Annotated in this window: 27 protein-coding genes; 3 read left to right on the forward strand and 24 right to left on the reverse strand. The window is 43.8% G+C overall.

Annotated features, from left to right (window positions below):
* Nucleotides 1–79: 79 nt before the first annotated feature.
* The 13 genes from ABVF55_RS06530 to ABVF55_RS06590 form a co-directional block, all read right to left on the reverse strand.
* Nucleotides 80–712: a YpmS family protein gene (locus ABVF55_RS06530; RefSeq protein WP_445285068.1), complete on the reverse strand. Its 633-nt coding sequence runs from the start codon at nt 710–712 to the stop codon at nt 80–82.
* The gene (locus tag ABVF55_RS06535) at nt 681–1,523 is read right to left on the reverse strand and encodes an SGNH/GDSL hydrolase family protein (RefSeq protein ID WP_445285069.1); all 843 of its coding nucleotides are present in this window, start codon (nt 1,521–1,523) and stop codon (nt 681–683) included. Before ABVF55_RS06535 ends, ABVF55_RS06530 begins: the two co-directional genes overlap by 32 nt.
* A 14-nt stretch (nt 1,524–1,537) precedes the next feature.
* Nucleotides 1,538–2,806 carry a dihydroorotase gene (locus ABVF55_RS06540; RefSeq protein WP_445285070.1) on the reverse strand — a complete coding sequence of 423 codons (1,269 nt, stop codon included), beginning with the start codon at nt 2,804–2,806 and terminating at the stop codon, nt 1,538–1,540.
* 11 nt (nt 2,807–2,817) lie between these two features.
* A complete protein-coding gene (locus ABVF55_RS06545; RefSeq protein ID WP_445285071.1) occupies nt 2,818–3,282 on the reverse strand; it encodes an NUDIX hydrolase in 465 nt (154 codons plus the stop codon).
* A 9-nt stretch (nt 3,283–3,291) separates the two neighbouring features.
* Entirely contained in the window at nt 3,292–3,945 is a 654-nt protein-coding gene (locus ABVF55_RS06550; protein ID WP_445285072.1) for a uracil-DNA glycosylase, read from the reverse strand.
* Nucleotides 3,946–4,222: 277 nt separating this feature from the next.
* Nucleotides 4,223–5,728, reverse strand: a complete 1,506-nt coding sequence (locus tag ABVF55_RS06555; RefSeq protein WP_445285073.1) for a glycosyltransferase family 39 protein — start codon at nt 5,726–5,728, stop codon at nt 4,223–4,225.
* Between the two features lie 148 nt (nt 5,729–5,876).
* Nucleotides 5,877–6,368, reverse strand: a complete 492-nt coding sequence (locus tag ABVF55_RS06560; protein WP_445285074.1) for a DUF3592 domain-containing protein — start codon at nt 6,366–6,368, stop codon at nt 5,877–5,879.
* A 56-nt stretch (nt 6,369–6,424) separates the two neighbouring features.
* Nucleotides 6,425–7,024 (reverse strand): hypothetical protein, encoded by a 600-nt coding sequence (locus tag ABVF55_RS06565; protein WP_445285075.1) that lies wholly within the window; start codon nt 7,022–7,024, stop codon nt 6,425–6,427.
* A gap of 142 nt (nt 7,025–7,166) precedes the next feature.
* Nucleotides 7,167–7,799, reverse strand: a complete 633-nt coding sequence (gene pyrE / locus ABVF55_RS06570) for an orotate phosphoribosyltransferase (RefSeq protein ID WP_023917983.1) — start codon at nt 7,797–7,799, stop codon at nt 7,167–7,169.
* 314 nt (nt 7,800–8,113) lie between these two features.
* Entirely contained in the window at nt 8,114–8,806 is a 693-nt protein-coding gene (pyrF, locus tag ABVF55_RS06575) for an orotidine-5'-phosphate decarboxylase (protein WP_003003278.1), read from the reverse strand.
* Nucleotides 8,807–8,985: 179 nt separating this feature from the next.
* A complete protein-coding gene (locus ABVF55_RS06580) occupies nt 8,986–9,924 on the reverse strand; it encodes a dihydroorotate dehydrogenase (RefSeq protein ID WP_445285076.1) in 939 nt (312 codons plus the stop codon).
* 10 nt (nt 9,925–9,934) lie between these two features.
* A complete protein-coding gene (locus tag ABVF55_RS06585) occupies nt 9,935–10,741 on the reverse strand; it encodes a dihydroorotate dehydrogenase electron transfer subunit (RefSeq protein WP_445285077.1) in 807 nt (268 codons plus the stop codon).
* 185 nt (nt 10,742–10,926) lie between these two features.
* The gene (locus tag ABVF55_RS06590) at nt 10,927–12,351 is read right to left on the reverse strand and encodes a DUF6688 domain-containing protein (RefSeq protein WP_445285078.1); all 1,425 of its coding nucleotides are present in this window, start codon (nt 12,349–12,351) and stop codon (nt 10,927–10,929) included.
* A 242-nt stretch (nt 12,352–12,593) separates the two neighbouring features.
* On the opposite strand from ABVF55_RS06590, the gene ABVF55_RS06595 reads away from it, so the two are divergent.
* Entirely contained in the window at nt 12,594–13,502 is a 909-nt protein-coding gene (locus ABVF55_RS06595) for a LysR family transcriptional regulator (protein WP_013903495.1), read from the forward strand.
* 37 nt (nt 13,503–13,539) lie between these two features.
* Here ABVF55_RS06595 and ABVF55_RS06600 read toward each other — a convergent pair whose 3' ends face one another.
* From ABVF55_RS06600 to rpiA, 9 genes are all read right to left on the reverse strand, one after another.
* Nucleotides 13,540–14,271: an NAD-dependent protein deacylase gene (locus ABVF55_RS06600; RefSeq protein ID WP_445285079.1), complete on the reverse strand. Its 732-nt coding sequence runs from the start codon at nt 14,269–14,271 to the stop codon at nt 13,540–13,542.
* Nucleotides 14,272–15,039 (reverse strand): hypothetical protein, encoded by a 768-nt coding sequence (locus ABVF55_RS06605; RefSeq protein WP_445285080.1) that lies wholly within the window; start codon nt 15,037–15,039, stop codon nt 14,272–14,274.
* Nucleotides 15,039–15,749, reverse strand: coding sequence for a purine-nucleoside phosphorylase (gene deoD / locus ABVF55_RS06610; RefSeq protein ID WP_445285081.1), 711 nt, complete (start codon nt 15,747–15,749; stop codon nt 15,039–15,041). The genes ABVF55_RS06605 and deoD overlap by 1 nt, the downstream gene beginning before the upstream one ends.
* Nucleotides 15,750–16,246: 497 nt before the next feature.
* On the reverse strand, nt 16,247–16,960 hold the full coding sequence (locus tag ABVF55_RS06615) for a type 1 glutamine amidotransferase (protein ID WP_445285082.1): 714 nt from the start codon (nt 16,958–16,960) through the stop codon (nt 16,247–16,249).
* On the reverse strand, nt 16,957–18,189 hold the full coding sequence (locus ABVF55_RS06620; protein WP_445285083.1) for a chloride channel protein: 1,233 nt from the start codon (nt 18,187–18,189) through the stop codon (nt 16,957–16,959). Before ABVF55_RS06620 ends, ABVF55_RS06615 begins: the two co-directional genes overlap by 4 nt.
* Nucleotides 18,190–18,193: 4 nt before the next feature.
* Nucleotides 18,194–19,003, reverse strand: a complete 810-nt coding sequence (locus ABVF55_RS06625) for a purine-nucleoside phosphorylase (RefSeq protein ID WP_049487977.1) — start codon at nt 19,001–19,003, stop codon at nt 18,194–18,196.
* 12 nt (nt 19,004–19,015) lie between these two features.
* On the reverse strand, nt 19,016–19,561 hold the full coding sequence (locus ABVF55_RS06630) for a DUF1697 domain-containing protein (RefSeq protein WP_155169132.1): 546 nt from the start codon (nt 19,559–19,561) through the stop codon (nt 19,016–19,018).
* A 1-nt stretch (nt 19,562) separates the two neighbouring features.
* Nucleotides 19,563–20,774: a phosphopentomutase gene (locus ABVF55_RS06635; protein WP_368402605.1), complete on the reverse strand. Its 1,212-nt coding sequence runs from the start codon at nt 20,772–20,774 to the stop codon at nt 19,563–19,565.
* A 248-nt stretch (nt 20,775–21,022) separates the two neighbouring features.
* The gene (gene rpiA, locus ABVF55_RS06640; protein ID WP_070594529.1) at nt 21,023–21,694 is read right to left on the reverse strand and encodes a ribose-5-phosphate isomerase RpiA; all 672 of its coding nucleotides are present in this window, start codon (nt 21,692–21,694) and stop codon (nt 21,023–21,025) included.
* Nucleotides 21,695–21,900: 206 nt separating this feature from the next.
* On the opposite strand from rpiA, the gene ABVF55_RS06645 reads away from it, so the two are divergent.
* The gene (locus ABVF55_RS06645; protein ID WP_251458237.1) at nt 21,901–22,389 is read left to right on the forward strand and encodes a sporulation protein; all 489 of its coding nucleotides are present in this window, start codon (nt 21,901–21,903) and stop codon (nt 22,387–22,389) included.
* Between the two features lie 318 nt (nt 22,390–22,707).
* Entirely contained in the window at nt 22,708–24,081 is a 1,374-nt protein-coding gene (gene mnmE, locus ABVF55_RS06650; RefSeq protein WP_045759367.1) for a tRNA uridine-5-carboxymethylaminomethyl(34) synthesis GTPase MnmE, read from the forward strand.
* Between the two features lie 40 nt (nt 24,082–24,121).
* On the opposite strand, the gene ABVF55_RS06655 is transcribed toward mnmE, so the two are convergent.
* Both ABVF55_RS06655 and ABVF55_RS06660 read right to left on the reverse strand, forming a co-directional pair.
* A complete protein-coding gene (locus tag ABVF55_RS06655) occupies nt 24,122–24,934 on the reverse strand; it encodes a PrsW family glutamic-type intramembrane protease (protein WP_195327117.1) in 813 nt (270 codons plus the stop codon).
* 153 nt (nt 24,935–25,087) lie between these two features.
* Nucleotides 25,088–25,579 carry a hypothetical protein gene (locus ABVF55_RS06660; RefSeq protein WP_251458260.1) on the reverse strand — a complete coding sequence of 164 codons (492 nt, stop codon included), beginning with the start codon at nt 25,577–25,579 and terminating at the stop codon, nt 25,088–25,090.
* Nucleotides 25,580–25,640: the final 61 nt, after the last annotated feature.

Consider the following 25,640-nt stretch of genomic DNA (forward strand, 5'->3'; position numbering starts at 1 on the left):
ATCGTTTTTATTTTCAGCATCATTCTAGTTGTTTTATGTAAAATACAATTTTCCATCAATCTAAATAGACCCTGTTACTTTACTTCTTCTGATACAAATCAAAAACGATCTTGTCATTATAGAGATCAATGGTATTGGCCTTGACATAGATTCCAAAGTCATTGTCAATTTCTGGCAATACAATGGTGATGGTAGACTGCTTTGGTGAAATTTGGATAAATTCTGGAATAGTTTTATTCTTGCTCAAAAGCTGCAAAACCATCCTTTGTGGAATTTGAAAGGTTCCAACTGAAAAATCCTTCACCGTCAAGAGGATGTTCCCATTTTCCAATTTGGATGGTTGAAAGTAAATGTATAAGGGATAATCCTTCCCCAAGAGACTCAACTGTCCTTCTAATAGGATTTGCTGATTGTCCGCATAGACCTTGTAGTCGGACAGCTTATATTTTTTCAGAAGCGATTTGATAGTGTCATTGAGTTGATCACGAGTCGTTGTCATGGTTCCAACTTTGACATCTTTGGTGCCAACTGCTTGATGAAGCTGGCTAACATCTTCTCTTGGCGTCGCTAAGCGTCCTTGCACAACTATAGTGAAGGCTAAGAGAAGGCTGACCAATCCTAAAAACAACCATTTCCAAATATTGATTTTTTGAAGGAAGGGGATCTTCTCTTTTATGGGATTATTTTTGACTCCAAGTTTTCTTCGTGGCATTGATTTTCTCCAATATTGCTTGTTTCATCTTTTCATAGCCCGTATTGTTGGGGTGAAAACTATCCTCTTCATACAGGGCATCATTGATAACGGTTGTCTTTCCGTCACTAATTTCTGACACGCCCATTTTGCCATCAATTCCTTTATAGAGCAGATCATTGATAGGAACGAAATAGACCTGATCAAATTGCGCGATGGTTTCTTCCGTTGTCTCATTCCAACGATCTACAGCCGTCTGAATACTGGTTAATTCAGGAAAATTCAGGTAAAGAGGATTGTAGATCCCCACTACATAAATAGGAAGATGGGGGTTGTCCTTTCTTGCTTTTGTGATAATTTCTTTGAGGTTAGCTGTATAATTCTTGAGAGGTTTTCGGATATCTGATAGAGAAAAATCACTCAGATGATCGACAACAATTTTGCGTAGATCATTTCCTCCAACCGTTAAGGTCATGACATGCGCCTTCTTGAGATCCTTCTGAAGGTCTGTTTGCTTCTTGAGTCGATCTAAAATCTGAGCACTTGTATTTCCAGCTACACCATAGTTGACAGGCTGGTACTGGCCGTCATTTTCATTAGACAGACTTTGGGCAAGGATGGGCACAAAGCCTCCTTGCTTGGTGCTATCCCCTACTCCTTCGGTCAGTGAATCTCCTAGAGCTACATAAGTATAGGTGATTTCTTTCGCAGCCGTTTTGGGCTTGGTCATACGAGGAGATGCAGTTGGTAGCAAAGCACGAAATAGAAAGACAAAGACAAGAAGGCTGGTTAAAAAGAAAACCAAGCCTTGCATCATTTTTTTAAGATTCATATGAATACGATCGCTTATCCTTGAAAAATCACTTGTCCATCACAGATAGTATAAGCAACTTTCCCTTTTAATGTTTCACCTACAAATGGTGAATTGCCTGCTTTTGAAGCGAAATGATCCGATACCAGACGATCTGCTTCTGGATCAAAGATGGTTAAATCTGCCGGTCCATCCACTGCGATATAGCCAGCATCAAAATCATAGAGACGTGCTGGATTATAGGACATCTTTTCAAGCAACTGCATCAAGCTTAAATGGCCAGCATGCACCAAGTAGGTCAAACCAAGAGAAAGCGAAGTTTCAAGCCCAGTCATTCCAGATGGTGCTTTGGTAATATCAGGAACATTCTTCTCATCCGCATGGTGAGGCGCGTGGTCAGTCGCAATCACGGAGATAACGCCTGACTTCAAGCCTTCAATCACTGCTAGACGGTCAGATTCCAAGCGAAGAGGTGGATTCATCTTAGCATTGCTTCCCTTAGTCAAGAGCAGACTTTCTGTTTTCGAAAAGTGTTGAGGTGCCACTTCTGCCGTTACATGAGCTCCTAATCCTTGGGCAAATTCCACCACTTTGACGCTTTCTTCCTTGGAAAGGTGTTGGATATGGAGGTGAGCACCTGTCGCATGGGCAATCATGGCATCACGCGCAGCCATTGAATATTCGGCTACACCTGTCGCACCACAGACATGGAAGTGTTCCTTAGCAATGTTCTCATTCAAACCAAGAATGCCATTCAACTTAGGGTCTTCTTCATGCAGACTAATAAAGGTTCCTAGACGCTTAGCTTCTTCCAAAGCTTCACGGACAACCTTGGTGCTTTGAAGAGGAATCCCATCATCTGAAAATCCCACTGCACCTGCCTTAAGGAGGCCTTCAAAATCTGTCAGGTGTTGACCGTCAAAGTTCTTAGTCACCGTCGCAACCGTATGAATGTGAAGATTTTCCTTGGCTGCAGAAGCTAAGACTTCCTCTAAAGTTGCAATATCTGAAATGGTCGGATTGGTATTGGCCATCATGACCACTCGAGTAAAACCACCAGCAGCTGCGGCTAAGGCACCCGTATGGATGTCTTCTTTATGAGTTTGACCGGGTTCGCGGAAATGCACGTGTACATCGATCAAACCAGGTGCCACAACCAGACCAGTAGCATCAAGGACTTCTTGCCCATCCGTTGGGAGGTTCTCAGCGATCTCTACAATTTTCTTTCCTTCAATGCGAAGATCACAGACTTGATCCAAGCCAGTCTTGGGATCCATTACGCGACCATTTTTAATGACAACCATTGTATTCTCCTTTATTCATAAAAATCAACATGCGACTCTAACAAGCGGTCGCCGTCATAGCGAAACATTGCTGAAAAGAAGGGTTTATCCTCCAACAACCACTCGACAAAGGTGTGGTCCCCTTCCCAGGTTGGTTTTGATAGGACTTGATCATAAGGTACCCACTCCAAGGTTCCTTCGTTACACTCGATGAGATCCCCTTCAAACTCAGTTACCTTGAAGACATAGGTGTACCAATCCAGATCTGGAGTAAACTCAGGGAAAGTAATGATCCCTTTCAAGACTGGCTTTGCTTTCAGGCCGGTCTCCTCAAAAATCTCACGCGCAGCACACTCCTGTGGGGTTTCTCCGCGTTCTAATTTTCCACCAACTCCGATCCATTTACCTTCATGGACATCATTGGGCTTTTTATTGCGATGCAACATGAGAAATTCTTTCCCATTGTCAATGTAACAAATCGTTGCTAATTGTGGCATTTCTTTCTCCTATCTTAACCAATCAATCGGCTCGCGTCCCGCCTCTTTCAAAAATTGATTGGTTTTTGAAAAGGGTTGGGAACCAAAGAATCCTCGGTAGGCCGATAAAGGACTTGGGTGAGCTGATTCAAGGGCCAAATGTCGATCGTGGGTAATCAGCGGCTTTTTCTTACGGGCATAAGATCCCCAGAGGATAAAGACAACTGGCTCCTCCAACTCATTGACCACCTTGATCACAGCATCTGTGAAAGGCTCCCAAATTTGTCCTGCATGACCATTAGCCTGACCAGCTGGAACCGTCAAACAGGCATTGAGCAAGAGCACCCCTTGCTCCGCCCAAGAGGTCAGATCATGCGACCGCTTCTCTCCAATATCTGAGCGCAATTCTTTGAGAATATTTTGCAAAGAAGGCGGCGCTGGTACATGATCTGGAACAGAGAAACTTAAGCCCTGCGCTTGATCCGGTCCATGGTAAGGATCTTGGCCTAAGATCAAGACCTTGACCTGATCCATCTCTGTCGTCTGCAAGGCCTTAAAGACCTTGTCACGCGGTGGATAAACCACTCCTTTGCTATAGACTTCATTCATAAAGTCATTGATCTGGTGAAAATACCCTTCTGGAAGATGGGATTTGATGGCTTCATGCCAGGGTGAATGCTGCATGGAAACTCTCCGCTATCCAATAAATTCTTACCTTTCATTATACCACATTTGGTGCAGATCCACTGGATAAAAAAGAGGCTGGACAAAAGTCCTAGCCTCTCAATTATTTTTGAATTGTCGAGCAAGACGCAGTGGTTGAGTGGGCTCTACTACGCTGATCCCATCAGCTTTTACAGCCCTACTCAACTGTGCGGAGGTGGGACGACGAAATCGAATTCTAACGAATTACCGATTTCTGTCCCACTCTCTTTTTCTGCCTGTCAAACAAGCAGGTGTTTTATGTATTTTCTTTCTTGGTAAATCCTGCTAGACCGATCGAAGCGATTAATAAAATTTGCGGTAAGAATTGGATGAGGTAGCGGGTCTTCCCTCCTTCAAAGATGGTTAAGAAGAGCAAGCCACCAAAAACCGCTAAGGAAAGGAAGTTAAAGTCATCTGTATCTCGGCGTTTGAGATAAGCTCCAACCAAACCAGCTGATAGGACGATCCAGATCAGCTGCTTGACAAATTCATAATACCTGTACTGCGGGCGATCAATGCTGAGAAAATAGGTCCGCACCCATTTTGCCAGACCATTATTTTTAGTCAGGGGTGCATAGAGAGGATTGATAAAAGGCGTCTTCTCATACTCTACATCTCGGTAGAGCCAGCCCAGGGTTCCTTCTGCTACCGTCAAGGATTGCTTGTAGTAGATATGCCCGATCAAACCGAACGGACCGTACTCCTTGAGACGGCGCTTGATTTCTTTGATCACATTTTCTTTTTTAAAGAGTCCATTGTTGTAATCCGAGCGCTTATCCTCATCGATATAGGCCAACAAGCCTTCTTTCATATCTTCTTGATTGTGGCCCATATCCGTCAAGCCCAGATTGATAAACAAGAGAGGTCCTTTAGCCAGCCCTTCTTGTTTCAAGATCGGTACAACTCTTTGATGATTGACCGCCGTATTCAATCCTGCAAAGACAAAGCCCGTCATCACCACGGTCACCGTAGCAATCTTTCCAAAGGCCTTCCAATTTCCTCTAAAGAAAAGCACAGTCCAAAAGGCAATCAAGACAATAATTGTCGTTGGACGAATCAACATGGATAGGCCAGATAAGATGCCCAAGCCAACTATCTTTTTCCAAGAGATGCTTGCTTGGTCTTCCTTCAAGAGATCCAAGGCCCACCATAACTGAAGAGCGATCAAAGGAAGCGGCGGAATGTCCGTATACATGGAATAGAAATAAGGCGAGTAACAGATCAAGCTCACATAGAAGAGATAGACTAGATCAGCCGTTTTTTGATTGAAATGCTTCTGGGACAGCTTGTACAAGAGGACTGCACCCAGATTGACATAGAGGATATTGAGAGCCTGCATGACCCACAGACCGCTAGAGCCAAATAAAACATAGAAAAACTTCTCGTAAAGAAAGAGCGGAATGTTATTGGGATTGCGACTGAGGTAGTTGGTGATAGAAGATTGCTTAAGAAGATCAAAAGCCCCTTTGAAAACAACCGCAGCATCCCGACGGATAAAGAGCTCCGCACAAACCATAACAATCAACTGAAAGACAACCGCTCCAAGTAAGAAGCCTTTTTTATGCCGAGTCAACCAAGCAAAGGCACTCTTTAGCCCATCGCGTTTCAGCCAGGCTAGCAGAAATAGCAATCCAGCACCTAAAATGGCTAGCCATGAAATCTCTCTCAGATAGGTCACACTGATCAAGAACCAGTGGACCATCACTAGCAACATGACAACATGAAGCATCCAAAATAGAATACGTTTACTTTTCGATAACATAGGTCCATTATATCAAAAAAACAGCATTTCTGCTGTTTTGGACTGACTATCAACTGTAAAGTGCAAAGAAAAACTGTTCTGAAATGTAATTTATAAACATACTCATTTTATCGAAGTATTTTTTAACTCTTAACCTTAACTAACAGACCTAAAATACTAGGATTAAAATACATAATAATACAAGATAAATTCCAACCGTTAGAATCATTCCGATTTTATAGAAACCGACTAAGCCGGCATATCGTTCGACAAAACCGATCTGTGGGTCGACTGGATTATAAAAGACTGTCATGGGAGACCCGATTGGGAATATCATCCGCAAATCCAGATTTTTGCCGGCTCCAAGAACATAGGTTCTATCGAAAACATTGGCCTGCCTAAATTTGGAAGAAGTCTCCCTAAAATAAGCATAGGTGAAGGTCTTTTGGTATCTTTCGCCCCCGACCTGATACTCCACCACAGGCAGAGAAATAAGCAGTTGATTTTTGGAATCAAAAGCAACTACTTCTCCTATAATTTTTGCGGTTGATTCTGTTTTCACTTTAATTTCACGACGATACAAGGTGTAAAAGATAAGCAGAATGATCAAGAAAACAAGGGTCAGAATGCCCAAACTAAGCCAGAATTTTGTTACTGTCATTTGTTTTTTACCCTTTCACAAAAACTAGTTGATTTCAAACCACTTGAAAAGTAATCTTACTCTCCCCTTTTCAACCAATTCTGTTGCTGCGCTTTTTCTGCAAGATCTTTTGCTTTGTTTATATCTAGTGAATTTGAATCTGATGGAGCATTGGATTCGATTTCTTCCTTCAATTCTTGTAAGGTTTGAACATCTTTCGGAGTTAAATTAGAGGCTGTGCTAGATCCTTTTTCTGTTGAATTTTCTGGCACAGACTGGATCTCGCGATAGGTTTTGATCACTTCAGTTCCTGCGTCTGTTGTCGGAAGAGGACGATAGAACATGAAGAAGCCAATAATGACAATCAGAAGAGCCGTAGCTGATACCAAAACCCCTTTCTGCAGATTCTCCACAGGAAGTTTAGTATCTTTAGTAGACAAGCTCTTCCATTCTGGATGTTCTTCCTCAGCTTCTTTTTTTGCGTTGAAAGCGGGGGTAACCAAGACTTGGTTCATTAAAGTCAGTGCCCCCAAGGCCATCAATAAAAATGGAATATGACGTGATTTACTAATGACCACTAAAATTCCTCCTGCAATAGCGATCAAACTGATGACGATATTAACAGAAAACCAGACCTGAGCCTGTTTCTTCATTTGCAAATAATGTTCTTTTGACATCTTATTCTCCCTTAAAAATAGTTTTTCCTTCATCCATAAAAACAATTACTACTATCATACCGGATTTTACTTTGAGAATCAAGTTAACCACCAACTAGTGAAAAGAGTATAAAAAAGAAGCGTTAGAAACGCTTCCGTCCTATTATTTATCTTGCCAAGTTTCTTGGTTTTCCTTAAAACGGTGTAACAACTCTAAACCTTCAGAAGTGATGTAACCTTGTTCTTCTGCTAAATGAATCAATTCTGTGTAGTTAGACAAGGTTTCAAGTTGAACGCCAGCTTCCGCAAATTTCTTATCGGCTTTCTCCAATTGGTAGGTGAAGATGGCAACCACACCAAGAACGTCCGCCCCTTCACGCTTGGCAGCTGCGACAGCATCCAAGACAGATCCACCAGTAGAAATCAAATCTTCCACTACGACCATCTTTTGACCTTGTGGTACACGGCCTTCAATTTGATTTCCAGCACCGTGGTCTTTTGGTTTGCTACGAATGTAGGCAAATGGCAAATTCATCTTGTCCGCAATGATAGCACCATGAGGAATCCCTGCAGTTGCTGTACCTGCAATCACTTCAACTTCAGGGAAAGCTTCCTTGATTTTATCTACAAATCCATTTTCGATCAAGGTACGAGTTTCTGGATAAGCGAGGGTTACACGGTTATCTGTATAAATAGGGGATTTGATCCCAGATGCCCAAGTAAAAGGTTCTTCTGGTTTCAAATAAACTGCTTCGATTTTCAAAAGATGGCTAGCAATATCTTTAGCTAATGACATGACGACTCCTTTTTACGATTTTAATCATATACGAATTAAATCATTTTTTGATTTAAACAACAACATTACAGGTTAGTGAACGCGTTAGGGAAGATCCCATGGACTTTTTAAGTTCCGACACTTAGTTGAAAGAAACGATAATTTTCTTTCAACTAAGTTAGTGAATAGTTTAGAGAAGGCCCTATCGGGCTCCGATTATTCCGACGATTTAGAGGATAAAACGATTATTTTTATACTCTAAATCTAGTGAATGCGTTAGGAAAGGTCCCATAGGACTTTCCGTAGAGCTACAAAAGTTTCACTTTTAGTAGCTCTTACGCATTCCACTGTCTCTTAATTTCATGGTAAGCGTCCCATGGGTTTTCTGCTTGGATGATTGGGCGTCCAACGACAATATAGTCAGAGCCAATTTTATGGGCTTCTTGTGGGGTCATAACCCGTTTTTGGTCACCGATTTCAGCTCCAGCAGGACGAATCCCTGGTGTGACACAGACAAAGTCTGATGAAGTGGCATCCTTGATCAAGGCTACTTCGTGGGCTGAACAAACAACGCCATCCAAGCCTGCTTCTTGGGCCTTGCGAGCGTAATTAACTACAGATTCTTGGACCGTTGTTTGGATGTTTTGGCAATCACGCATGTCTTCTTCACTGGTAGAAGTCAACTGGGTCACGGCTACCAACTTAGCCCCTTCACCAAGAGCTGCCTTGGCTTCGCGCATCATCTCTACACCACCGGCTGCGTGAACTGTCACCATATCTACTCCGAAAGTCCCCAGTACGGACATGGCTGATTTGACTGTATTTGGGATATCATGCAATTTTAAATCAAGGAAAATACTGTGTCCAAGCCCTTTGAGGTAATGTACAATTTCAGGACCAACTGCATAGAAAAATTCCATTCCGATTTTTACAAATAATTTTTCGTCTTCTGGAAAATGCTCTAAAAAGTGTTTGACATCCTCGAAAGCTGGGAAGTCAAGGGCGATAATAGGACGTTCTTCACGCATGGATTACTCCTTTTTTGATTGATCATTTTATCTACAAAAAAACCTTGCCCGAGGCAAGGTTACACGAAAATTAGGTAGGAACAACTACCATGATTCACCGTCTAGACCTTAGGAGCCTCTCTGGACTGCTTTAAAGGTTTTTATTTATTGTAGTACGATATTTGGGAAAAGTCAAGGATTTACAGTAGATTTTCCCGTACATGTTTTCGGAAGTTCTCAAGGGTATCAATACCATAGCGATCCATGACTTGTGGCAGATCTTCGATGATGGTTGGACATGCATAAGGATCAGTGAAATTAGCGGTTCCAACTCCAATCGCAGAGGCCCCTGCAATCATCATTTCAATGGCTGCTTCGGCTGAATCGACACCTCCCATTCCGATAATCGGAAGTTTAGTGGATTGAGCAACCTGGCGGATAAGTTTCAAAGCAACTGGGAAAACAGCTGGACCCGACATGCCTCCGGTTCCATTGGCAATGATGGGCTTACCAGTCTTGAGGTCAAAGCGCATGCCGACCAAGGTATTGATCATGGTCAAACCAGTCGCCCCTGCATCCTCTGCTGCTTTTGCGACCTGCGTGATGTCTGCTACACTAGGCGTTAACTTGACATAGACAGGGACTGAGGACGCTTCTACCGCTGCTTTCACAGCCGCATAGGCCAACTCAGGAACCTGCCCGATTAAGAGGCCATTGTTGCCATGGTCTACATTTGGACAAGAGATATTGAGCTCAATGGCCTTGACATTTGGCGCTTGCGAGATCTTGCCTGATACCGTCGCATACTCTTCGTTGGAGAAGCCGGCTACATTGGCAATAATCGGTAGGTCTGGATAATGTTGAGCCAACCAAGGAAGTTTTTCCGCCAGGACCACTTCTACGCCTGGATTTTGGAGCCCAATGGCATTGAGCATGCCAGCAGGCGTCTCAGCGACACGTGGCGTTGGATTGCCAAAACGAGCTTCAGCAGTTGTCGCCTTGATCATGATGGATCCAAGCAGGTCTAAGTCATAGTATTTGGCATATTCTTGACCAAAGCCAAAACAGCCAGATGCCGGAATAATGGGGTTTTTCAAGTCTAATCCTGGTAAGGATACAGCTAATCGATTACTTGTCATACTTTCCTCCCTACATCACGATCGTACCAGTTTCAAAGACTGGACCGTCTTCACACACGCGCTTATTGGCTGCCTGACTTTCATTTTCCAGATGCACTACACAGGCGTAGCAAGCACCCATCCCACAAGCCATACGCGATTCCATAGAAATGTAGGCGCGGGGATGGTCGTGAAATTTGGTATTGACATATTTGAGCATGCCAGGTGCTCCACAAGAATAGATAGCATCAAACTCCTTGTCCATCTGATCAATGACCGTAGAGACATAGCCCTTAGTGCCATAAGTCCCATCGTCTGTCGTTACAGTGACATGAGCAAGCTGAGAAAGCTCTTCTTCCAAAATGACGGCTTCTTTGGTCGCAAAGCCGACAACCACTTCAACTTCCACCCCTTGCTCATGGAGTTGTTTGGCCACCTGGACCAAAGGAGGAACACCGATCCCGCCACCGATGATCAAGGCTTTCTTACCTTGGCCGAGATTGGTGAGATCAAAACCATTTCCCTGAGGCCCCATGACACTGAGTTTGCTACCGATTGGCAATTGGGAAAAGATAGCTGTCCCCCCACCTTCGATGCGGTAGATCAAGCGACACGTCTGTGTCTTACGGTCAATCTCAGAAATTGAAATCGGACGACGAAGGAGCTTGGACCCATCAGGGACGCGGATATGAAGGAATTGACCTGGCAGCATCTGCTCCACCATTTCCCCCTTCAAGATCATAGAATAGATGCGCGGAGCGATCTCCTCTTGAGCAACCAGCTCCATCTCTTCCATCATGATTTTGCCAAAGCGTTTTTTACAACTGTCACTGACCATTGGTTTCCTCTTCTTTCTTCCAGCAAAAAAGACCTCGCAAAAGCAAGGTCCCACAAATGATCAGCTAGACTCCGTCCGCTGATCTTTATTCCGTCTTTCCTTGCAGGCCTCTCTGGACCTCTTAAAGGTTAAATTTGTCTCATTATATCGCGCTCCTTGTCACTTGTCAAGTAGAAATCGCTAGCTTACGAAGCTTTCTTGGGATCAAAATCTTCTGGGATTGGTTTAATGTATTGCATAGCAATTCGGTTTTCAGGCTTACGATCGACTAGATAAAGAACCAGTAAAAAGAGCCATTCCAACGGTTTCATTAGGTAATAGATCAGGTCCATGGCCCATTTCTGCTTGATATGTTTGGCAAAGGGATAGCCATAGCGGTCGTAATTGCAACGCAAGAAGCGATGGAATCGTGGCGTCTTTTCTTCTAGTACCTGTTCAAAGGCATTGGCAATACAAAGCTGGCGATTGACAACAACTGGATGTCCGTGGCGGACGCCCATCCGCTGGGGCTTGACAACATTTTCATGGCCACCAGCCGCAACTGTACAGAGATAGTGCTCATCAATGATGAGATTCTGAGGAGGGATCTTCTGTGAGAAGGCCCAGTCAGCTGTATTGGTCCAGGCCTTGATCATGGAATCCGGCTGCTGCCCAAAGAGCATAAGAATAAGGACGACGAGAGCAAGGGTTGGAAGGGCAACAAGGACCGCTAACCAAGGCCAGTTGCGCGACTTGTTTAAGAGCTGATGGAGCCATTGAAGCAGACGATTCTCATAGCTTATCTCTGTTCGATCTTCCTGCCACTCCTTGATGCGAACCCATAAGAGATGGATGGAATAGATCAGTAAGAAAAAGGTGTGAAAACTTGCTACCTGCAGTTGATTATCAAAAACTAAGAGAAGAACCACTCCTCCTAGAATGCCACTGATGCAGAAGATATTTGCTAACGGCGAAAGTGAGTTCGCATCCCGGTAGGAATAGATAATCAAGGCAAGTAAAGTAAGAGCTGCTAGTGTGAAGAAGGTTGGATAGGCGCCAGACCAGATCAGGGCATGCTTCTGAGAATTGACCAAACTCTCACTCCAATCGTAAAAGGTCATCTCCTTGACGATGTAAATGAAAATCGCTTCGAGAAAGCAACCAAAGAGACCAAACCAAAGAACAATAGTAGGCTGTTGCTTTTTCTTTTTGACAGGCTTAGGACTTGATGTTTCAATTGTGAATGTATCCTCTTCTATCAGTTCTTCGCCCTTCACTGGCCCTCTATCCTCAAACAGTTCTGGATCTTTGAGAGCTTCTTCCTCTGCTTCTTTGAACTGGAGGCTAGACCACCGACCTATCCCATAAATGATGACAAAAATATTGGGAACAAAGAGTGCTACGGTTAGACCGTAGGGCAAGATCTTCATGGTAAAGGCAATGATCTCCCAAAAACTAAATTGGATAAATGGATCCGATAGAGCATAGATCGACTGACTAATGACCAAATAGATGTAAAAGGCCAATAGAATCAGAGCATTGGTCACAAAATTGATCTGTAACAGACCGGCTGTGAAATGGGATTCCAATTCCTTATCCTTTTTCTTATACCAGGACACTAGTTTTTTCATATGATCTCCTCAATCAATTTTTTACCATTCTATCAATCGGATCCTACCTTAAGCAAGGCAAAACTGTATTTTTCCATCAAAATCAGTCCCCAGATGGAGATTTTGTTCCCAATTTTCCATTTTTAAATATTTGATCTAGCCTACTTCCTATTACCTACCTCAGCCTGCGTTATTCTCTGATACAGTCCTTGAAAGACCACATTTTACGGGAAAAACGCGCTCTTTTATGTTAAAATAAAAGCATGAGAATACAACAATTACAATACATTATCAAAATCGTCGAAACTGGCTCTATGAATGAGGCCGCAAAACAACTCTTCATCACGCAACCTAGCCTTTCTAATGCCGTTAAGGACTTGGAAAATGAGATGGGGATTGAAATCTTTATCCGGAATCCTAAAGGGATCACTTTGACCCGCGATGGAATGGAGTTCCTCTCTTATGCCCGCCAGGTGGTGGAGCAGATTGACCTCTTGTCCGAGCGCTATAAAAATCCTGTGGGTTCTCGTGAGCTTTTCAGTGTCTCTTCACAGCACTACGCCTTCGTGGTTGAGGCCTTTGTTTCTCTATTGAAGAAAAGCGACATGGAAAAATACGAGCTCTTCCTACGGGAGACGAGGACTTGGGAGATCATCGATGACGTCAAGAATTTCCGAAGCGAAGTTGGCGTACTCTTTTTGAATAGCTACAACCGAGATGTCCTCTCTAAGATGTTGGATGATAATCACCTGGTTGCTACCCACCTCTTTACAGCCCAGCCTCATATCTTTGTCAGCAAGACCAATCCTCTTGCCAAGAAGGAGATCGTTCACCTTTCAGATCTGGAAGATTTCCCATACCTTAGCTATGACCAAGGAACCCACAATTCCTTCTACTTCTCAGAAGAGATCCTCTCTCAAGAGCATCATAAGAAATCCATCGTCGTTAGTGACCGGGCGACCCTCTTTAATCTCTTGATTGGTCTAGATGGCTACACCATTGCGACCGGGATCCTCAACAGCAATCTCAACGGAAATAACATCGTCTCCATTCCCCTTGATATCGAAGACCCGATCGAGCTGGTCTACATCAAACATGAAAAAACAGCCCTCTCAAAAATGGGAGAAAAATTCATCGAGTACTTGCTTGAGGAAGTGAAGTTTGATAAATAAAAAATATCTGAGTGATCCATGTTCACTCAGATATTTTTTATTGTCTTAATTGTGAAAATACTTGGCCAATTTTTCCTTCGATAACTAGGTCTGCTTGCTTATCTTGTGGGATACTGGTTTTATTGATGACAACCAGCTTCTTCCCTCGGAAATACTGGATCAAGCTGGCTGCTGGGTAGACCACGAGAGAGGTTCCACCGATAATCAGCATATCAGCCTCTTGGATGGCTTGGGCTGCTTGGCTAAAGACGTCCATATCGAGAGGCTCCTCGTAGAGGGTCACATCAGGCTTGACCACCTTGTCACAGTCCAGACAGTGGGGAACTGGGCCTTCTAAAGCTAGGAAGGCCTCCAAATCATAAAATCGCTGGCAACCCGTACAGTAATTGCGATCAGCACTGCCATGGAGTTTCAAGACCCTTTTTGACCCAGCCATTTCATGGAGACTATCAATATTTTGTGTCACCACTGCCTGGAGCTTACCGGTCTCTTCAAGTCGGGCCAGATACCGATGAGCTGCATTGGGCTTGGCATCTGGGTAGAGCAAGTACTTCTTGTAAAAGTCGAAAAAGTCCTCTGGATAGCGCTCAAACATGGTATGGGAGACCAATTGCTCAGCTGTCAAATGCCGCCCTACCTGAACACTATAGACACCGTCTGAGCTTCGAAAATCTGGAATATTTGACTCCGTGGAAACTCCTGCCCCTCCGAAAAACACAATCCGTTGACTCTGATCAATCATCTCCTGTAGTTGAGCAAACTTATCCATCTACTTCTCCTTTAGTAGCTCTTCCATCACAGCATTGGCCTGATCAAAATAAAAGTTAACTTGATCATAATGGATGCCTGTGTAGCTTGCAAGGTCAATCAAATTCTTCATAAAATCCTGAGAAGAGAAACCCGTCGTCCGATGGAGCTCTTCCTCATCAAAGGGCTTGATCAAGTGGGCCAGGGGGTTGCGAACTGATTTTTCTAACTCCCGCAATTGTTGGGCCGCAACTTTGACGCTATCTGGCAAATCCAACTGCACAATCAACTCCGTCAAACTGGACGAATTGACCACACTTTCGCTGTGGAATTGCTGCAGGATAGGATTGTCGGACGCATGCAGGCTCTCAAACTTCCAACGGTCATAACTGGACTCTTTGGAGTTATGAATATAGTTTGTAATATCAGGAATTTTCAACTGAATCAATCGCATAAAGATCCGATAGATAGCTGGGCTGACGGCACGAACAAAGTCAATAATCTGCTCATTTCGCAACTTCGCCTCTAAGTCATAAAGATAATTGGCCAACTGCTCATCTTCTGGATCTTCATGCCAAAAAAGCTGAAAACCAGTCGCTTCTAGCAACTCGGTTCTCAACTTTTGATTCATGACAGGTTGGATATTAAGCTCTCGACGCTCCGCCATTAACTGTAGTAAGCTTACCAACAAATCCGGTACTTCTTCCTGCTGTTTGATAGAGCGCAGAGCCCGGCTGTAGTGATAATTTTGGAGATCGTAGAGCCATTCATCATGAAAGAATTTTGCCATTAGTCTGCAATCAAGGTCTCAAGACCGACTTTCATCATGTCTGTGAAAGTAGTTTGACGTTCTTCAGCGGTTGTGTCCTCATCTGGATTGACCAAACTATCTGAAATCGTCATGATAGCAAGGGCATCCACATGGTGTTGAGCAGCAAGATAGTAAAGGGCTGCTGCTTCCATTTCTACAGCTTTCACACCCCATTTACCAAGCTCGATGTTCTTTTCACCATAGTTTGAATAGAAGACATCTGATGACAAAACATTGCCGACGTGAGTCGTCATACCAAGGTCTTTGGCAATGTGGTAAGCCTTGTCTAAAAGATCAAAGCTAGCGATTTGTGGGAAATCGTATTGAGGCCAGTCGTTGCGGATGATATTTGAGTTGGTTGCGGCAGCTTGTGCCAAGACCAATTCACGAACATGCACATCCTCGTTCAAAGAACCAGCCGTTCCCACACGGATCAATTTCTTCACACCGTAGTCGACAATCAACTCACGCGCATAGATAGAGATAGATGGCATCCCCATTCCAGTTCCCATAACAGAAACACGGTGACCTTTATAAGTACCTGTGTAACCAAACATGTTACGGACTTCGTTGAAGCAAACAGCGTCTTCAAGGAAATTCTCAGCAATAAATTTCGCACGAAGAGGATCCCCAGGAAGAAGAATTTTATCAGCAATTTCACCCCGCTTAGCAGCAATATGGATAGACATAGTTTATGATACAAAGAGCGACCAGAAAGCGACTGAAAATTAGGAATCTGACGAGAAATCCTGATTTCTCAGTCAGATTATCTATTTTCCGAGCTTTCCGCTCGTGTTCAAATTAGAACACATGCTCTACCTTTCTTTTTTATTTTTTAGAATAGGCATTAAAAAGGCAAAGTAAAAATAGGAAATCCGACAAAGATGCATCGCATCTAGGAGGATTTATCTTTTTTACATAGCCTCTAGCTCGGGTTCAATTTCAAACCCGAACTCCCTTTCCTTTCATTTTTTATATACAGGACAGGCGACAGAGAACAAAGTAAAAATAGGAAACTGACGACGCATCGCAGATGCTAGACAGTTTATCTTTTTTACACAGTTCTCCGCCCGTATTCAGTTCAGCGAATACGGTAAACCCATCCTTTCTTTTTTTATTGAGTAATTAGGAGAGCTTTCCGCTCGTGTTCAAATCAGAACACATGCTCTTCCTTTCCTTTTTATATTTAATTTGTTAATGAATCCAAAAACGCATAGAGTTTGGCATTCATTTCTCGATAATCGTAAACACGAATGGCTTCAGGTTTTTGAACAAAGGTCAGGTTTTGGCTTTGTTCTTCCAAAACATCTTCACCGTCAGCAGCAATCAAGAGATCAACTGCTTCTGGATCAAATTCCAAGTGGGCTTGGAAGGCATAGTGTTTCGGACTAAAGCGAATAATCTGACGTGGACAGCCTTGACTGGTCGCAAGAACAACAGCATCTTCTGTCAATCCGGGCATATCACCATGCCAGTGACCGGTTTCAAGAGTTGCTCCAAACTCACCGACATGCAGATCTGTGAGTCCTTCAGGCGTCAAGTTCACAGGATAAACCCCAATCTCGCGCTCAGGGCTGTGTTCATACTCTGCGCCATAAGCAACAGACAGGAGCTGGGCACCAAGACAGACCCCAACAATATAACGATCTGCCTTCATGGCTTTTTGAATCAACTCGATCTCTGCCTGAGGATCGTAGTATGGAAAAGCTTCTCGATCTTCATCTGGCGATTGAGGTCCTCCCATGACGATCAAAAAGTCAATCTCATCCACTGTCTCTGGTAGGGCTTCGTTCTCATAGACTTTGGTCGTGGTCACCTGATGGCCACGCTCCTGTGCCCATTTTAGATAAGCACCCGGCACTTCAAAAGTTTCATGCAGTACAAAATGTACCTTCATCATTTCTTCTCCCATCTCTTTCGAATCACATAAGATAGACCAGCTACAAGTACAAGCGGGATTGTCAAACTCCAAGCTTGGCCAGTAAATCCAAGACTCAGGGCAATAGCTGTCAGAGGAGCATCTAAGGTCGTTCCTAAAAAGACGGTCGCTCCAAGTAACATCCCTATAGCTGGATCTAGATGAATCCCAAGAACTGTCAAAAGCAAGGTCACTAGATAGCCAGATCCAATCCCAAGGGCAAAGGATGGTGTCAAGGTTCCCCCATAGGCACCATTGCGCAAGAGGAGATAAACCAGAAGTCCCTTCACTGCAAGAGCCAGTGGAAGATAAGGAATCGACTGGCTAGACAAGAGGGCTTGCGCTAGTACCTGGCCATTTCCCATAAAGATGGGGAAAAAGGCTACTAGGCTCCCCAGCACTAGAAAGGCTAGAGGAAGAGCCCAAAGAATCGTCATATCCTTCCGCCGTTTGTGACTAGCTCGCTTGGCGAGGAAAGCAAAGACCAGAGCCAAGGGAGTGACCAAGAAAGCAATCACAATAGCCTGTAAGAAGCCGCTAGCCGACCATGAAACTGCGGACAGGTGATAAACGGCTCCCTGACCAACGATGGGCTGAGCGACCCAGGTGGCCAGATAAGTACTGGTCAAAACCAGTAGATAGTTCTGCCAACTGAAGGCGAGCCCTAAGGTCTCAAAGACAAACAAGCTACTGGCAAAGGGAACCTGATAGACCGCAGCTAAACCAGCTCCAGCTCCACAGGCGATCAAGACTTTTCGCTCTTTGAGAGCTAGTGAGAATCCCTTCGCCAAGCGACCAGCTAGAAGAGCCCCGACCTCACGTGGGGCTCCTTCTTTTCCGACCGATGCGCCTGCTCCAACAATTGCCACCTGCATCCCTGCATGAAGGAGGTGGGCTAAGGGCGCTGGTTCCCTGTCTCCAGCTAAGTCAATTTGCTGACGAATAGACAGGATCTGATAACGCCTTTGCAGGACATACCAGAAGCCAGCTGCCAAGCACCCAGTCACACACAAAACCAGAAATCTACGGAGACCTCCAGCTTCTTGAAATTGCTGGAGCAAATCCGAACTAGCTTGGCCAAAAGCCAGCTCTTGCACCCCTTCTAGTAGATAATGACAGGCAATTCCGATCAGGCCCGTCCCAATCCCTAATGATAAGGTGGCTAGAAGCAACCTCAGTCCGTAGGGCAGACTTTGGAGTCGTACTTTCATTGGATTAGAGTTCAGCAAGAATCGCTTTCAGCAATCCTTTGAAGTCGCCTTTGACGCGCTCTGTCACTTCCACTACTTCTTCGTGGTTGAGCTCTTCTTGGAAACCAGCCGCAAAGTTGGTAATACATGAAATACCAAGAACCTTCAAGCCAGAATGCGCTGCAATGATGACTTCAGGAACGGTTGACATTCCGACAGCATCTGCTCCAAGTGTCTTATACGCACGGATTTCAGCTGGAGTTTCATAGGTAGGACCTGTCACACCGATATAAACCCCATCATCCAACTTGATACCCAATTTGTCAGCCACTTTATGAGCAGTCTCACGGTATTCAGGTGTGTAAGCTTTCGACATATCAGGGAAACGTGGACCAAAGTCATCCAAGTTTTCACCGATCAATGGGTTTTGACCAGTCATGTTGATGTGGTCTGTGATAGCCATCAAAGTACCAGGACCAAAGCCGATACCACCAGCAGCATTTGTAACAAGAACCCCTTCACAGCCCAAAACTTTCATGACACGAACTGGGAAAGTCACAACTTCCAATGGGTTTCCTTCGTAGAAGTGGAAACGTCCTTGAAGGGCCAAAACCTTACGTCCAGCAAGATCACCGTAGACCAATTTACCCGCATGGCCGACAACCGTTGAACGACCCCAGTTTGGAATTTCAGAGTAGTCTACTACGACTGGATTTTCGATTTCTTCAGCCAGTTCTCCAAGACCTGATCCAAGGATCAAGCCAAACTCAGGCGCTTCCATTCCTTTGCCTTTCAAAAAAGCAGCTGTTTCATTGATTTTTGCTAATAATGTCATTGCATATCTCCTTTATGATTTCCTTAAAAATTGGCCAATTTTGTCAAATGTATTGGCATTGCGAATGGTCAACAGACGGTAATCCGGCATCTTGAGGACTTGTCTGTGGTAAGCTGTCTTTGTATAGGTCTCTTCTGAATATTTACCCCAGTAAATCCCAAGGCTTCCACGATGGATGATTTCATCACTGAGCGAAAAAGAGGAGACCAGCTCCCAGACAGCATCCTGATCAAGGCCTTCTGTGTAAAAGAGAACATCCTTGCGGGCCAGACCCTCCTGCCACCAGGCTGGTAGAGCAGCGAGATCTTGCGCATAGTCCTCAGCTGAAAAGAGAGAAAAAGACTGGATAAAGGGATAGTGTTCACGAAAGAAATGTCCCAGCAAATCTACCAATTCTTCTTTAGAACCAGCAGATTCAAAGAAGATATTGCCACTATTGATGTAGGTCTCTACCCCATCCAGCCCGATCATTTGAAGCTCCTCTCGAAGCTCTGCCATCATGACCTTGTTTTTCCCGCCAACATTGATCCCTCTTACGAGGAGAGCGAAGCGTGTCATCTTAGTTCAATTTGTCTAAGAAGCTTTCACCGATCATGGCTTTTTCAACACCAAAGTTCTCTGCAATTGTTGCAGAGATATCAGAGAAATGTCCGACTGGAATCACACCATTGCCCTTGAAGGATGGGCTATAAGCCAAGAATGGGATGTATTCACGCGTATGGTCTGTACCAGCGTAGGTTGGGTCATTTCCGTGGTCTGCAGTGATCATCAAGAGGTCATCTTCACGCATAGCTGCAATGATTTCTGGCAAGCGTTCGTCAAATTCATGCAAGCAATCGCGGTAGCCATGAGCATTCCGACGGTGACCGTAAAGAGCATCAAAGTCTACCAAGTTGGTAAATGAGAACCCTTCTTGGAATTCAGGAAGCCCCATCGTCTTAATCAAGGTATCCATACCGTGGCTATTTGATTTGTTGTGGCCCATATCGTGGTTGATACCAGCTCCGTTGAAGATATCGTTGATCTTACCAACTGCATAAGTATCGATACCTGCTTCGTTCAACTTGTCCAAAACAGTTGGCGCAAATGGTGAAACAGCCAAGTCACGACGGTTGGCTGTCCGTGTGAAGTTTCCAGGTTCCCCAACATAAGGGCGGGCAATGATACGTCCTAGAAGAGCTGGACGTTCCAAAGTAATAGAACGAGCGTATTCACAGATACGGTAGAGTTCATCCAAAGGAATGATGTCTTCGTGAGCCGCAATTTGAAGAACAGGGTCTGCTGACGTATAGATGATCAACTCACCAGTTTCCATTTGACGTGGTCCAAAGTCATCGATGACCGCTGTACCAGAATAAGGTTTGTTAGCTTCACGGATGACCTTACGACCTGAGAATTCTTCGATTTTTGTCAAGATTTCTTCTGGGAATCCATTCCAGAAAGTATCAAACGGTTCTGTAATGTTGAGCCCCATGATTTCCCAGTGACCTGTCATGGTATCTTTTCCAAGAGAGACTTCTTCTAACTTCGTAGCGTAACCAGTTGGATTGCTCTCAGCTGGAACAGTCTTCAAGGCTTGTTCACGCGGAATATTTCCAAGACCGATTTTCGCCATGTTTGGCACATTCAACCCAACTGCTTTTGAGATGTGTCCAAGTGTGTCAGATGCGCCGTCAGGTACACCGGCATTGACAAAGTTATTGGCATCTGGTGCAGCACCGATCCCAACTGAATCCAGCACAACTAAGTGCATGCGTTTAAATTTTGACATATACTGCCTCTTTCCTTTATTAAACTAGCTATATTATACCATATCCCTATAAGAAGAGAGCCGTTGTTTGATCCGAGGCTGGGACAAAAGTCCTAGCCTCTCAATTGTTTTTGGATTGTCGAGCAAGACGCAGTGGTTGAGTGGGCTCTACTACGCTGATTTCATCAGCTTTTACAGCCCTACTCAACTGTGCGGAGGTGGGACGACGAAATCGAATTCTAACGAATTACCGATTTCTGTCCCACTCTCTATTTTTCTATGATGACAGGACCATCTGGTGTCCCTACAATCACTTTTGAAATCATGTTCAAGAATAAACCGTGCTCTACGACGCCTACGGTGTGATCCAGTTCATTGGCCAGAGCTTCTGCATCCTCGATCACCTTGAGATCCAAGTCAATGATAAAGTTGCCTTGGTCGGTGACAAAACGTTGATCATCCGCCAGACGGAAAGCAGGATGGTAGCCTTTTTGCTCAAAGTGACGGAAAAGATTTTCAGCCCCGTATTGCACTACTTCCACTGGAAGTTTGAAAGCCCCAAGAGTTGCAACTTGTTTGGATTCATCCACGATCCAAATGCAGTCTTTAGAATTGGTTGCGACGATCTTTTCCATGAGGAGAGCACCACCGCCACCTTTGATCCCATTCAATTGAGGATCCACTTCATCTGCGCCATCCACTGTCACATCGACCACTTCGACATCGTCGATAGCCTTGAGCGGGATTCCTAAACTTTCAGCCTGATCATAGGTCACACTCGACGTTGTGACAGCTGTGATCTGCAAGCCTTCTTCTTTGATGCGACGACCCAATTCAGCCACAAAATAATAAGCAGTTGACCCTGTACCGAGACCGACAATCATGCCGTCTTTGACAAACTCAGCCGCTTTAATTCCTACCTGTTCCTTTAGGTTTACCATCATAGACCTCCTTTTATATTCTATTACAGTATAGCATATTCTGTAAGAGATTTCACTAATTAATTGAAAACCTTTCCAGCTTTTAGTTCTAAAAGCAAAACCTTGCCCGTCCGCTGACTTTACGATAGAACATATTATATTGTTATATTTTTTAAAATTTGTTATACTTAATTAAATTAATAACTATTAATAAACGGGTGAGAACTATGAAAAAGATTATTTACATTCTTACAATATTTTCTGCACTATTATTTTTATTTGCTTGTTCAAAAAACTCCTCAGAACCAAAATCATTTGAAGATTATATCTCCACTACAGATTTCACTGACTTTAAATATGATTCAGAAAATGACATTTATATTGTTAGCATTGATTTAAATAGCTCTATCAGTGATGAAAATGCAATTCAAAACTTTAATGATTCAATTTACGATGTTATCCATGCTGATTCAAAACCAGATAAAGATGTTGTTTTTAGGGCTTGGGATGGTAGTATAGCCGCCTCATTAGTTTATTTTAAAAAGGATAAATTTAATTCATTAGCTGATGAAGTTTTCAATTCTACAAGTACATATTTAAAAGCTGATGGATGGCAAACAATATCAAAATTCGGGCAATACCAGGAATCAAATGATCATTCTGATGATTCAACAACTGAAAATTTATTATTTAATCTTGCTATGATTAGTAAATAAAATAAGAACAATTTATTCTTATCAATTATTTAAGTTATTTATGAAACTTTCCGCAGTGAGTAAAGTGCCTAGATCAATTAAGTTCTAGGCACACGGAATTATTGAGACCTTAGGCTCAATAATTAGTCATGGAACTTCGAAGAAGTTCGCTGACGTCCGAACTCACATAAGGAAAGTTTTTTTAATGACTTTTCTTCAATTAAGTTCTCTTAATATTTTTTAATAGATAAAAGTTTACTTTTCAAAAGTTTTAAAACCTTGCCCGTCCGCTGACTTTACGATAGAATAGAGATGAATCTACAGGAAAAGAGAAATGACATGATTACTAAAGAATTTGATACCATTGCTGCCATCTCGACTCCTCTCGGTGAGGGGGCTATCGGGATCGTCCGCTTGAGTGGAACAGACAGCTTTGCCATCGCGCAAAAGATCTTCAAAGGGAAAGATTTAAGCAAGGTCGCAAGTCACACGCTCAACTACGGTCATATCGTGGATCCAGATAAGGACGAGATTCTTGACGAAGTCATGGTGGGAGCCATGCGCTCGCCGAAGACCTTCACCCGTGAGGACATCATCGAGATCAACACCCACGGCGGGATTGCCGTAACCAATGAAATCCTGCAATTGGTCATTCGTGAAGGCGCTCGATTAGCTGAACCTGGTGAATTTACCAAGCGGGCCTTTCTGAACGGTCGGGTCGATTTGACCCAAGCCGAAGCCGTCATGGACATTATCCGCGCTAAGACCGACAAGGCCATGAACATCGCCGTGAAGCAACTAGATGGTTCCCTGTCTGACCTCATTAACAACACGCGCCAAGAGATCCTCAATACCCTGGCCCAGGTCGAAGTCAATATCGACTATCCTGAGTACGATGATGTCGAAGAAGCAACGACTGAGATCATCCGTGAAAAGACCAGTGAATTTGAAGCCCTCTTGACCAACCTCCTCAAGACTGCCCGTCGTGGTAAGATCTTGCGTGAAGGGATCTCTACTGCTATCATCGGTCGTCCAAACGTCGGCAAGTCCAGCCTCCTCAATAATCTTCTTCGCGAAGAAAAAGCCATTGTTACCGATATCGAAGGAACCACCCGTGATGTTATCGAAGAATACGTCAACATCAACGGCGTTCCCCTCAAACTAGTCGATACGGCCGGAATCCGGGAAACCGAAGACATCGTTGAGCAAATCGGTGTCGAACGGTCGAAAAAAGCCCTCAAGGAAGCTGATTTGGTTCTTCTGGTCCTCAATGCTAGCGAGCCCTTGACCGACCAAGATCGCCAACTCCTTGAAATCTCTCAAGACAGCAACCGCATCATTCTCCTCAATAAGGTCGATCTCCCAGAGAAGATCGAAATCGACCAACTGCCGGAAGATTACATCAAGATTTCCGTTCTGAAAAACCAAAACATCGATCAAATTGAAGACAGGATCAATGCTCTCTTCTTCGAAAATGCTGGGCTGGTTGAGCAAGATGCGACGTATCTTTCTAATGCTCGTCACATCTCACTTATCGAGAAAGCTGTTGAAAGCCTGCAAGCGGTCAACGAAGGCTTGGCCCTCGGTATGCCGGTAGACCTGCTTCAAGTCGATCTCACCCGCACCTGGGAAATCCTCGGAGAAATCACAGGGGATGCTGCTCCAGATGAGCTCATTACCCAACTCTTCAGCCAGTTCTGTCTTGGTAAATAACAAAAATGCGTATGTTTCCACACATACGCATTTTTTGTTCTTATTTTGCTTGTTCTAATCGCTCGACGGTCTGATACGCTTGGTAGATTAGGAAGAGCCCTGTAGCATTCAAGATTGGAATCGCAATCGGCAACTCGGTCACGATTTGTGAGAAAGGTGAATTGCCAACAAAATGGAGTCCAAACCCTGCTACTAAATATCCCCAACCTGCTAGACCTAGATCCTTGCGTCCTCTGCTTGCTTGGACAATTAGGAAGAGCCCCAGCATGACAAGACCTGTGTAGACCCAGTGAGACATGGGCGCATTGGCCACACGACCAAGAATCCCTGACACCGTGTAAGAGAAACCTTCCGGCAGATCCTGACGGATATAGGCAAAGTCCTCGACGATCTGGAAACCAAGACCAGAGGCAATCGCCAAGAGGAAGATCGACTTGATGCGACGGACACTGAACAAATAGAGGACAAAGAAGATTGGAATCAACTTAAAGGGTTCCTCAAAGAGCGGCGCAGCGATGGCACTCTCGTACTGGTTCCAAAAGTCGCTATTTGGAGCGATCGCTTGAATCATGTCATGGAAATAGGTATTGGCAAAGCTAGACAACCAACCGGCAACAAAGCCCCCTCCTAATAAAGAAAAGAGAACCGGTACCCAAGACAACTTCCACTTCTTAGCAAAATGAAAGAGAGCCCAAACAGCAGGAAGCGCATAGACCAAAAGGATCAGGGTAGAAAGTCCCACAATCCCGTACTGACTACCAGACATCCAGCCTTCCGTCAGCGACTGGGTCTCATAGGCTAGGCCGATCGCTAGCAAGAGTAAATAGAGAAACAAAATCGATTTGCGTTTCATAAAAGACCTTTCTATTGTGAAATGAAAAAGGCTGGGATACCAGTCTTTTTCGTGTAGTATCATTGTAACAGGATCAGCTTAAAAAAACAATAAATGTGGATTAGTGAGAAAAATATAAAACGTAGATGGCGACAAATGGTTGACTAAATTTAGTTACTTAATCACCAACGCTCCATTTTCCTCCGTCGCCAAGAGCTTCTCATCTTTATCATATATTTTAAGTTTTATACTGCTTGGTGTGTTTTGAGTTGCATTGTATTGCTTTACTATTTCTTCTTTTAAATCAAAAAGCGTCTTACAATAATCTTTTGGATTTATATTTGCTAAAGATAGCATATTTTCTGATACAGAGAAGACAAGGATCACATACTCTTCATTATAATACACTTTCGCCATCTCAATTTCGCCATTGATTTGATTTTGAAGCATATAAGCAAATACTACATTAGGTTTTTCATTTCCAACCAATGAGGTAGGGGCTTGATTCATTCCTTTGACCACTGATTCTTTACTTTCCTTTGTAGAATCTTTTACATTCTGTTCAGTAGACTGCTCTTTTTTGTCTTCATTCTTCACTTCTTTTTGCGCGCACGATGACAGAAATAGCGAGAGAATGGTCATTGTTGCAAACATAGTTTTTTTCATAGATTTTCTCCTTTTATTTTTACAAGTAGAAAACGACCTGTAATTGACCAAAATTGCATAA

Source organism: Streptococcus sp. KHUD_012, assembly GCF_052588255.1.

Bases quoted from the DNA above. Each gene is read 5' to 3' on its own strand.
- ABVF55_RS06615 (WP_445285082.1), bottom strand. From the start codon at position 16,960: ATGATGAAGGTACATTTTGTACTGCATGAAACTTTTGAAGTGCCGGGT.
- ABVF55_RS06530 (WP_445285068.1), bottom strand. From the start codon at position 712: ATGCCACGAAGAAAACTTGGAGTCAAAAATAATCCCATAAAAGAGAAG.
- ABVF55_RS06580 (WP_445285076.1), bottom strand. From the start codon at position 9,924: ATGACAAGTAATCGATTAGCTGTATCCTTACCAGGATTAGACTTGAAA.
- pyrE (WP_023917983.1), bottom strand. From the start codon at position 7,799: ATGTCATTAGCTAAAGATATTGCTAGCCATCTTTTGAAAATCGAAGCA.
- ABVF55_RS06600 (WP_445285079.1), bottom strand. From the start codon at position 14,271: ATGGATAAGTTTGCTCAACTACAGGAGATGATTGATCAGAGTCAACGG.
- ABVF55_RS06565 (WP_445285075.1), bottom strand. From the start codon at position 7,024: ATGTCAAAAGAACATTATTTGCAAATGAAGAAACAGGCTCAGGTCTGG.
- ABVF55_RS06630 (WP_155169132.1), bottom strand. From the start codon at position 19,561: ATGACACGCTTCGCTCTCCTCGTAAGAGGGATCAATGTTGGCGGGAAA.
- ABVF55_RS06655 (WP_195327117.1), bottom strand. From the start codon at position 24,934: ATGAAACGCAAATCGATTTTGTTTCTCTATTTACTCTTGCTAGCGATC.
- ABVF55_RS06595 (WP_013903495.1), top strand. From the start codon at position 12,594: ATGAGAATACAACAATTACAATACATTATCAAAATCGTCGAAACTGGC.
- ABVF55_RS06560 (WP_445285074.1), bottom strand. From the start codon at position 6,368: ATGACAGTAACAAAATTCTGGCTTAGTTTGGGCATTCTGACCCTTGTT.
- ABVF55_RS06555 (WP_445285073.1), bottom strand. From the start codon at position 5,728: ATGTTATCGAAAAGTAAACGTATTCTATTTTGGATGCTTCATGTTGTC.
- deoD (WP_445285081.1), bottom strand. From the start codon at position 15,749: ATGTCTATCCATATTGCTGCTAAGCGGGGTGAAATTGCTGATAAAATT.
- ABVF55_RS06660 (WP_251458260.1), bottom strand. From the start codon at position 25,579: ATGAAAAAAACTATGTTTGCAACAATGACCATTCTCTCGCTATTTCTG.
- ABVF55_RS06585 (WP_445285077.1), bottom strand. From the start codon at position 10,741: ATGGTCAGTGACAGTTGTAAAAAACGCTTTGGCAAAATCATGATGGAA.
- ABVF55_RS06645 (WP_251458237.1), top strand. From the start codon at position 21,901: ATGAAAAAGATTATTTACATTCTTACAATATTTTCTGCACTATTATTT.
- ABVF55_RS06545 (WP_445285071.1), bottom strand. From the start codon at position 3,282: ATGCCACAATTAGCAACGATTTGTTACATTGACAATGGGAAAGAATTT.
- ABVF55_RS06550 (WP_445285072.1), bottom strand. From the start codon at position 3,945: ATGCAGCATTCACCCTGGCATGAAGCCATCAAATCCCATCTTCCAGAA.
- ABVF55_RS06625 (WP_049487977.1), bottom strand. From the start codon at position 19,003: ATGACATTATTAGCAAAAATCAATGAAACAGCTGCTTTTTTGAAAGGC.
- ABVF55_RS06605 (WP_445285080.1), bottom strand. From the start codon at position 15,039: ATGGCAAAATTCTTTCATGATGAATGGCTCTACGATCTCCAAAATTAT.
- ABVF55_RS06635 (WP_368402605.1), bottom strand. From the start codon at position 20,774: ATGTCAAAATTTAAACGCATGCACTTAGTTGTGCTGGATTCAGTTGGG.
- ABVF55_RS06535 (WP_445285069.1), bottom strand. From the start codon at position 1,523: ATGAATCTTAAAAAAATGATGCAAGGCTTGGTTTTCTTTTTAACCAGC.
- ABVF55_RS06590 (WP_445285078.1), bottom strand. From the start codon at position 12,351: ATGAAAAAACTAGTGTCCTGGTATAAGAAAAAGGATAAGGAATTGGAA.
- rpiA (WP_070594529.1), bottom strand. From the start codon at position 21,694: ATGGTAAACCTAAAGGAACAGGTAGGAATTAAAGCGGCTGAGTTTGTC.
- mnmE (WP_045759367.1), top strand. From the start codon at position 22,708: ATGATTACTAAAGAATTTGATACCATTGCTGCCATCTCGACTCCTCTC.
- ABVF55_RS06620 (WP_445285083.1), bottom strand. From the start codon at position 18,189: ATGAAAGTACGACTCCAAAGTCTGCCCTACGGACTGAGGTTGCTTCTA.
- pyrF (WP_003003278.1), bottom strand. From the start codon at position 8,806: ATGCGTGAAGAACGTCCTATTATCGCCCTTGACTTCCCAGCTTTCGAG.
- ABVF55_RS06540 (WP_445285070.1), bottom strand. From the start codon at position 2,806: ATGGTTGTCATTAAAAATGGTCGCGTAATGGATCCCAAGACTGGCTTG.